This window comes from Aeribacillus sp. JST-2 (assembly GCF_056032925.1).
In genome coordinates, this window is sequence record NZ_JBVVUU010000001.1 from 1 (window position 1) to 5,843 (window position 5,843).

Sequence of the window (5,843 nt, forward strand, 5' to 3'; positions counted from 1 at the left end):
AACCCCGGTACGCTCAACCCTTTGTGGGAGGGGCGCGCCCCTCCCACAAAGGCAACCACCCAAGATATGCGATTGTCAAGGAGCGTATCGGACTGGAAATTCGATAAAAAAACTTTCTGAAACTTAGTATACGAGGAGTTAAAAAAAGTGAAATGGGATCCCGTTGATATCGATTTGTTTGTTCAAACAAAAGAATATGTTGATACAGCAGTTGTGCCGCTGCTTCCTCTTTCTATTGGGGAAAATATGAAAACAATTGCTTCAAAAGGAGTTTTTACAAACATTATTTCGCAAGAACTGGAACGCCAAATGAAAGGAAGAATCATGCTTTTGCCCCCATTTACTTATTTTGAAAAGATCGATGACGATTCGGATAATCGCATAAAAAAATGGGAAAATATCATTAAACAGCATTTTCGCCATGTTGTTTTTTTAACTTGTGATGAAAGATGGCAAAAAGCAGGGAATCCATTCATTTGGTTTCCGTCCATCCCGCTTGAACATATGGATCAGGATTTGAAAAGAAAGCTTATTCAAGAACAAATCGAACAAATTATGAACATTTTATTACAATATTGGAGACAACCATAAAAACCTTTTCATTCCTTAGCTTCTTGAGGTACGATGATATTGACCTTCTAGAAAGATTGATATATCATGAGTATGTCCTAGTTTTATATGATTCGTTACATACGTACAAGGCGTACTAACCAGAGATAAGGGGGGAAAAAAGATGAGCGAGAAACAGCATCGTGTGTCAAGACGTCAATTTTTAAACTATACGCTGACGGGTGTTGGCGGCTTTATGGCTGCAGGAATGCTGATGCCAATGGTTCGCTTTGCCGTTGATCCTGTTTTGCAGCCGAAAGCGGCAGGCGAATTTGTGAATACGAACGTAAAAGAGGCTGATTTGACAAATGAGCCTAAACGCGTCGACTTTACTATTAAGCAGAAAGACGCATGGCATGAAGCAGAAGAGCCAAAATCTGCTTGGGTTTATAAAAATGAAAAAGGTGAGATCGTTGCTTTGTCTCCCATTTGCAAACATTTAGGCTGTACCGTAAACTGGAACGGTGATAAAGCAAACCCCAACAGATTTTATTGCCCGTGCCACGGAGGATTGTATGAAAAAAATGGAAAGAACGTTCCTGGTACACCGCCTTCTGCTCCGCTGGATGAATATGAGTACAAAATTCAAGACGGATTTTTATATTTAGGAAAAGCTAAACCAAAAGGGGGGGCGTAATCAGTGCTTAACAAATTGTATGATTGGGTGGATGAACGCTTGGATATTACCCCTTTATGGCGCGATATCGCAGACCACGAAGTTCCTGAGCATGTCAACCCTGCCCATCATTTTTCCGCTTTTGTTTACTGTTTCGGCGGATTGACTTTTTTTGTCACTGTCATTCAAGTGCTGTCAGGAATGTTTTTGACCATGTATTACGTTCCTGATATTAAAAACGCTTGGGAATCTGTTTACTATTTGCAAAATGAAGTGGCATTTGGACAAATTGTCCGCGGTATGCACCACTGGGGAGCAAGTTTGGTTATCGTCATGATGTTTTTACATACTTTGCGGGTGTTTTTCCAAGGAGCCTATAAAAAGCCGCGCGAACTTAACTGGATTGTCGGTGTCTTGATTTTCTTCGTCATGCTCGGTTTGGGCTTGACAGGATATTTGCTTCCTTGGGATATGAAAGCTTTGTTTGCGACAAAAGTTACATTGCAAATCGCAGAATCCACTCCGTTAATCGGGGAGTATGTTAAAATTTTATTGGCAGGACATTCTGAGATTGTCGGTGCGCAAACATTGACGCGCTTCTTTGCCATTCATGTATTTTTCTTGCCTGCGGCGCTTTTCTTGTTGATGGGAGCGCACTTCTTGATGATTCGCAAACAAGGGATTTCAGGTCCGCTATGATTCTTGTTTTTTAAAGATTCATGCATGTGGTTCAAAACGAACCGCCTAACAAAGGAGGGGAACAAATGCATCGCGGAAAAGGTATGAAGTTTGTCGGGGATTCGCGTGTTTCGGCAGAAAGAAAGCCGAACATTCCGAAGGACTATTCCGAGTATCCGGGAAAAACAGAAGCGTTCTGGCCGAACTTTCTTTTGAAAGAATGGCTTGTCGGTGCGGTATTTTTAATCGGTTTTTTATGTTTAACCGTTGCACACCCGTCGCCGCTTGAGCGTGTTGCGGATCCGACGGATACCGGATATATCCCGCTTCCCGACTGGTATTTCTTATTTTTATACCAGCTTTTAAAATATTCTTACGCCTCAGGTCCCTATACGGTCATCGGAGCGATTGTAATTCCGGGATTGGCGTTTACGGCTTTAATTCTTGCGCCATTTTTGGATCGCAGTCCTGATCGGCGCCCTCACAAGCGTCCGGTAGCAGTCGGCATGATGCTGCTCGCTGTTTCCGCCATCGTCTATTTAACATGGGAATCAGTCGTGACGCATGACTGGGAACAAGCAAAAGAACAAGGGAAAATTCGGGCTGAAGCAGAAATTGATACAAATTCAGAAGGATATAAAATATTCCAAGAACAAGGCTGTGTTTCCTGTCATGGAGACAACTTGCAAGGTGGAGCTGCAGGTCCTTCCCTTGTAGATACTGGCTTATCACCTGAGGAAGTTGCTAAAATTGCAAAAGAAGGAAAAGGAAGCATGCCGCCTGGCATCTTTAAAGGCACTGATGAGCAATTGAAGGTTTTATCAGAGTTTGTATCTAGTGTTACGTCGAAATAAAAGCTGACATCCGTCAGCTTTTTTCTATATAGAAATCAAAGTGAAATCGTGAATAGAAGCGAGTGAAATGATGTATGGTTTGGACATGGGACTTGCTAAAACAACGGCCAATTTTATATACCATGCTTGTGATCAATATTCTAGGAACGATCTATGGCTACATTTGGTATAAATCGCAGCTCATCGAAACACCGCTCGTTTTTCTTCCTTTTGTCCCTGATAGCCCGACGGCCAGTTTGTTTTTTGTGTTCGCATTAACTGGATTGATTATCGGGAAACATCTTAAATGGTTTGAAGCGTTAGCGATGATCACCTTATTTAAATACGGCATTTGGGCGGTTGTCATGAATTTTCTTGTATACATTCAAACAGGCTCACTATCCATTTACGGAGTCATGCTTATCTTTTCCCATTTAGGAATGGCAGTGGAGGGACTGCTATATGCTCCTCATTACCGTTTTGAATTAAAACATTTAATTGCTGCCTCCATTTGGACGTTGCATAACGAAATAATCGATTATGTTTTTGGAATGATGCCGAGGTACAGCGTATTAAATGATTATATGGAACCGATTGGGTATTTTACCTTTTGGCTAAGCATTTTGGCGATCATGACTGCCTACTTGTTGGTTGTGAGAAAACAGGATTTTCATCTATAGTGACGGGAATGATGTTAAACCTGGTCTACTCTTGTCCGCTCTTGAATAATAATTTATTAGTTACGGGGAGGGACAAGAATGAAAAAGTGGATCGGGTTGTTATTCTTTATTACTTTCATTTTTCAATGGCAACAGCCAATCAGTGCAAACGAAAATATTAATTTACAGAATTTAGATGATATTTCAAACTATGCGTGGCAGCTCTCCAAACAAAGCCGATTGGAAGAAGCAAAGCAGCTGCTCCTTTATTTTGAAAAGGAATTTCAAAAGAAGGATGTTGAAAGTCAATTATCGATGAACGAACTTCGCGTCATTTCAACTTCTTATCATGAAGCGCTCACAGCCCTTGAAAAAGAAGGAATCAGCTATGAAGACCGCATTGAGAAAGTGACGCAATTCCGTCTCGTTGTCGATGCGATCCTTTCCGAACATCAGCCTCTGTGGAGCACCATGGAGGAGCCGATGATGACCGCGTTCGCTGAAATGAAGACGGAGGCGGAAAACGGGAATAGGTCTGCCTTTCAGCATGAATGGAACCGTTTTTTATCCCTTTACTCAATCATATATCCCAGCCTTGTCGTTGATGTAAGCAATGAAAACATTGAAAAGATGGAAACGCACATATCAGCGGTGAACGATAAATTGTTTTTTGAAATATCAACGAAAACAAGAGCTCAGCAGCTATTGGAAATGGAAAAGGATTTAAAAAATATTTTTCGCCGTGTCAAAAATGATGAAGCAGATCCTTCGCTGTTATGGGTCATGATTTCAACCGGCAGCGTGATTTTCATCGCACTTTCCTATACGGGGTGGAAAAAATATAAAGGAGAAAAAAGCGATAAAACAAAAGAGCGCCACAAATAAAGAAAGACTGACTAGATCCATCGCTCCAATGGTATCTAATCAGCTTTTAATTTTCAATCGGATTTTTGTTTTCATCCAATGTGAAGCCTTCTCCGAGAACATCATGAACATCGTTGACAGCAACAAAGGCGTGGGGATCAACGGAAATGATCACTTGCTTAAGCCTAACAAACTCATTTTTTGCCACAACGCAATATAAAATGTCGCGGTTTTGCTTTGTAAACGAACCTTGACCCTTTAAAATGGTCACGCCGCGATCCATTTCTTTTAAAATTTTTTCTGCAATCGCCTCGTTTTTATCCGATATGATCATCGCCGCTTTTGCCCTATACGCACCTTCCTGAATGAAGTCAATCACCCTTGTAGCGATAAAGACAGCAACGAGAGTATACATGGCTTCGCGGTAAGATAAGTAAGTAATTAACGATAGGGTGATCACAAAGGCATCGAAAAGAAACATCGTTTTTCCCATACTAAAGCCAAAATATTTTCTTACCAACCGGGCAATGATATCAACTCCTCCGGTCGTTCCGCCATAGCGGAATATGATACCGAGGCCGATACCAAGAAAAACACCTGCAAATAGAGCCGCAAGCGTTAAATCCTCATGCAAGGGAATTTGGAATTGATGTCTTTGAAAAATCCATAAAAAAATGGAAACAGCAATGGTACCGAAAAGTGTATAGATGAAAGTTGTCCGGCCTAAAAGCTTCCAACCGATGAAGAATATTGGAATATTTAAAGCAAGGTTGGAAACGGAAGGATCGATGCGAAACAAAAAGTATAGAAGCAGGGTAATTCCTGTGAATCCTCCTTCCGCCAAGTTGTTTTGCATATTAAAATGGACAAGGCCGAAGGAAAAAATGCAGGCTCCTAAAAGAATAAAAAAAAGATTTTTCAATTTTATTTGCAACAATACGGACACCTCCGATTTTCATTAGCTTTTTAATTATAATCGATCACTTTCTATGTTACAATTCAATCAACAAAAGAGTTTTATTGTCAAATGCAAAAGAATTCGCTAACATGTAAGAGAAAATGATTGGGGTGGTAACAATTGAGCAGCAAAACAATGCAGGATTTGCAAAAAGAAGTAGATGAATACATTTCCCAGTTTAAGGAAGGATATTTCAGCCCTTTGGCGATGTTGGCCCGTTTGACTGAGGAGTTGGGAGAACTGGCAAGAGAAGTTAATCATTATTATGGGGAAAAGCCAAAAAAAGAAACGGAAACAGAAAAGGAGATTGAAGAAGAGCTCGGAGATTTATTGTTTGTTCTCATTTGTATGGCCAATTCCTTAAACGTTGATTTGGAAAAAGCACATGATCTTGTCATGAACAAATTTCGCACAAGAGATCAAAACAGATGGACGAGAAAATAGAAGGGGGATTATTCATGAAAAACATAAAAATTGTGATCGCCGGTCCAAGAGGACGAATGGGGCGGGAGGCTGTAAAACTTGTCAATGAAACGGAACATTTTCAACTTGTGGGCGTGATTGATCATGTGAATGACGGCGAATGGTTTCAAGATGGCGTCCGCATTTATACAAGCCCTGAAAAA

General features: G+C 40.7%; 8 protein-coding genes and 1 pseudogene. 8 read left to right on the forward strand and 1 reads right to left on the reverse strand.

What is annotated here, in order from left to right:
- The first annotated feature begins 147 nt into the window (after positions 1-147).
- The 6 genes from AC0KTX_RS00005 (at position 148) to ypjB (ending at position 4,280) form a co-directional block, all read left to right on the forward strand.
- Complete coding sequence (locus tag AC0KTX_RS00005) at positions 148-591, forward strand: YpiF family protein (RefSeq protein WP_474250177.1); 444 nt, start codon at positions 148-150, stop codon at positions 589-591.
- Between the two features lie 142 nt (positions 592-733).
- Complete coding sequence (locus AC0KTX_RS00010; RefSeq protein WP_474250178.1) at positions 734-1,246, forward strand: QcrA and Rieske domain-containing protein; 513 nt, start codon at positions 734-736, stop codon at positions 1,244-1,246.
- 3 nt (positions 1,247-1,249) lie between these two features.
- Positions 1,250-1,924: a menaquinol-cytochrome c reductase cytochrome b subunit gene (gene qcrB, locus AC0KTX_RS00015; protein WP_474250179.1), complete on the forward strand. Its 675-nt coding sequence runs from the start codon at positions 1,250-1,252 to the stop codon at positions 1,922-1,924.
- 65 nt (positions 1,925-1,989) lie between these two features.
- Complete coding sequence (locus tag AC0KTX_RS00020; RefSeq protein WP_474250180.1) at positions 1,990-2,757, forward strand: c-type cytochrome; 768 nt, start codon at positions 1,990-1,992, stop codon at positions 2,755-2,757.
- Positions 2,758-2,831: 74 nt separating this feature from the next.
- The gene (gene lhaT / locus AC0KTX_RS00025; RefSeq protein ID WP_474250181.1) at positions 2,832-3,416 is read left to right on the forward strand and encodes a lipoprotein heptaprenylglyceryl N-acetyltransferase LhaT; all 585 of its coding nucleotides are present in this window, start codon (positions 2,832-2,834) and stop codon (positions 3,414-3,416) included.
- Positions 3,417-3,494: 78 nt separating this feature from the next.
- Positions 3,495-4,280: a sporulation protein YpjB gene (gene ypjB, locus AC0KTX_RS00030; protein ID WP_474250182.1), complete on the forward strand. Its 786-nt coding sequence runs from the start codon at positions 3,495-3,497 to the stop codon at positions 4,278-4,280.
- A gap of 46 nt (positions 4,281-4,326) precedes the next feature.
- Here ypjB and AC0KTX_RS00035 read toward each other — a convergent pair whose 3' ends face one another.
- Positions 4,327-5,205 (reverse strand): YitT family protein, encoded by an 879-nt coding sequence (locus tag AC0KTX_RS00035; RefSeq protein ID WP_474250183.1) that lies wholly within the window; start codon positions 5,203-5,205, stop codon positions 4,327-4,329.
- Positions 5,206-5,352: 147 nt separating this feature from the next.
- On the opposite strand from AC0KTX_RS00035, the gene AC0KTX_RS00040 reads away from it, so the two are divergent.
- Both AC0KTX_RS00040 and AC0KTX_RS00045 read left to right on the forward strand, forming a co-directional pair.
- Complete coding sequence (locus AC0KTX_RS00040) at positions 5,353-5,661, forward strand: nucleotide pyrophosphohydrolase (RefSeq protein ID WP_474250420.1); 309 nt, start codon at positions 5,353-5,355, stop codon at positions 5,659-5,661.
- 14 nt (positions 5,662-5,675) lie between these two features.
- Positions 5,676-5,843 (forward strand): annotated as a pseudogene (locus tag AC0KTX_RS00045) (4-hydroxy-tetrahydrodipicolinate reductase); the annotation flags it as partial.

Bases quoted from the DNA above. Each gene is read 5' to 3' on its own strand.
- ypjB (WP_474250182.1), top strand. From the start codon at position 3,495: ATGAAAAAGTGGATCGGGTTGTTATTCTTTATTACTTTCATTTTTCAA.
- lhaT (WP_474250181.1), top strand. From the start codon at position 2,832: ATGGTTTGGACATGGGACTTGCTAAAACAACGGCCAATTTTATATACC.
- AC0KTX_RS00040 (WP_474250420.1), top strand. From the start codon at position 5,353: ATGCAGGATTTGCAAAAAGAAGTAGATGAATACATTTCCCAGTTTAAG.
- AC0KTX_RS00010 (WP_474250178.1), top strand. From the start codon at position 734: ATGAGCGAGAAACAGCATCGTGTGTCAAGACGTCAATTTTTAAACTAT.
- AC0KTX_RS00020 (WP_474250180.1), top strand. From the start codon at position 1,990: ATGCATCGCGGAAAAGGTATGAAGTTTGTCGGGGATTCGCGTGTTTCG.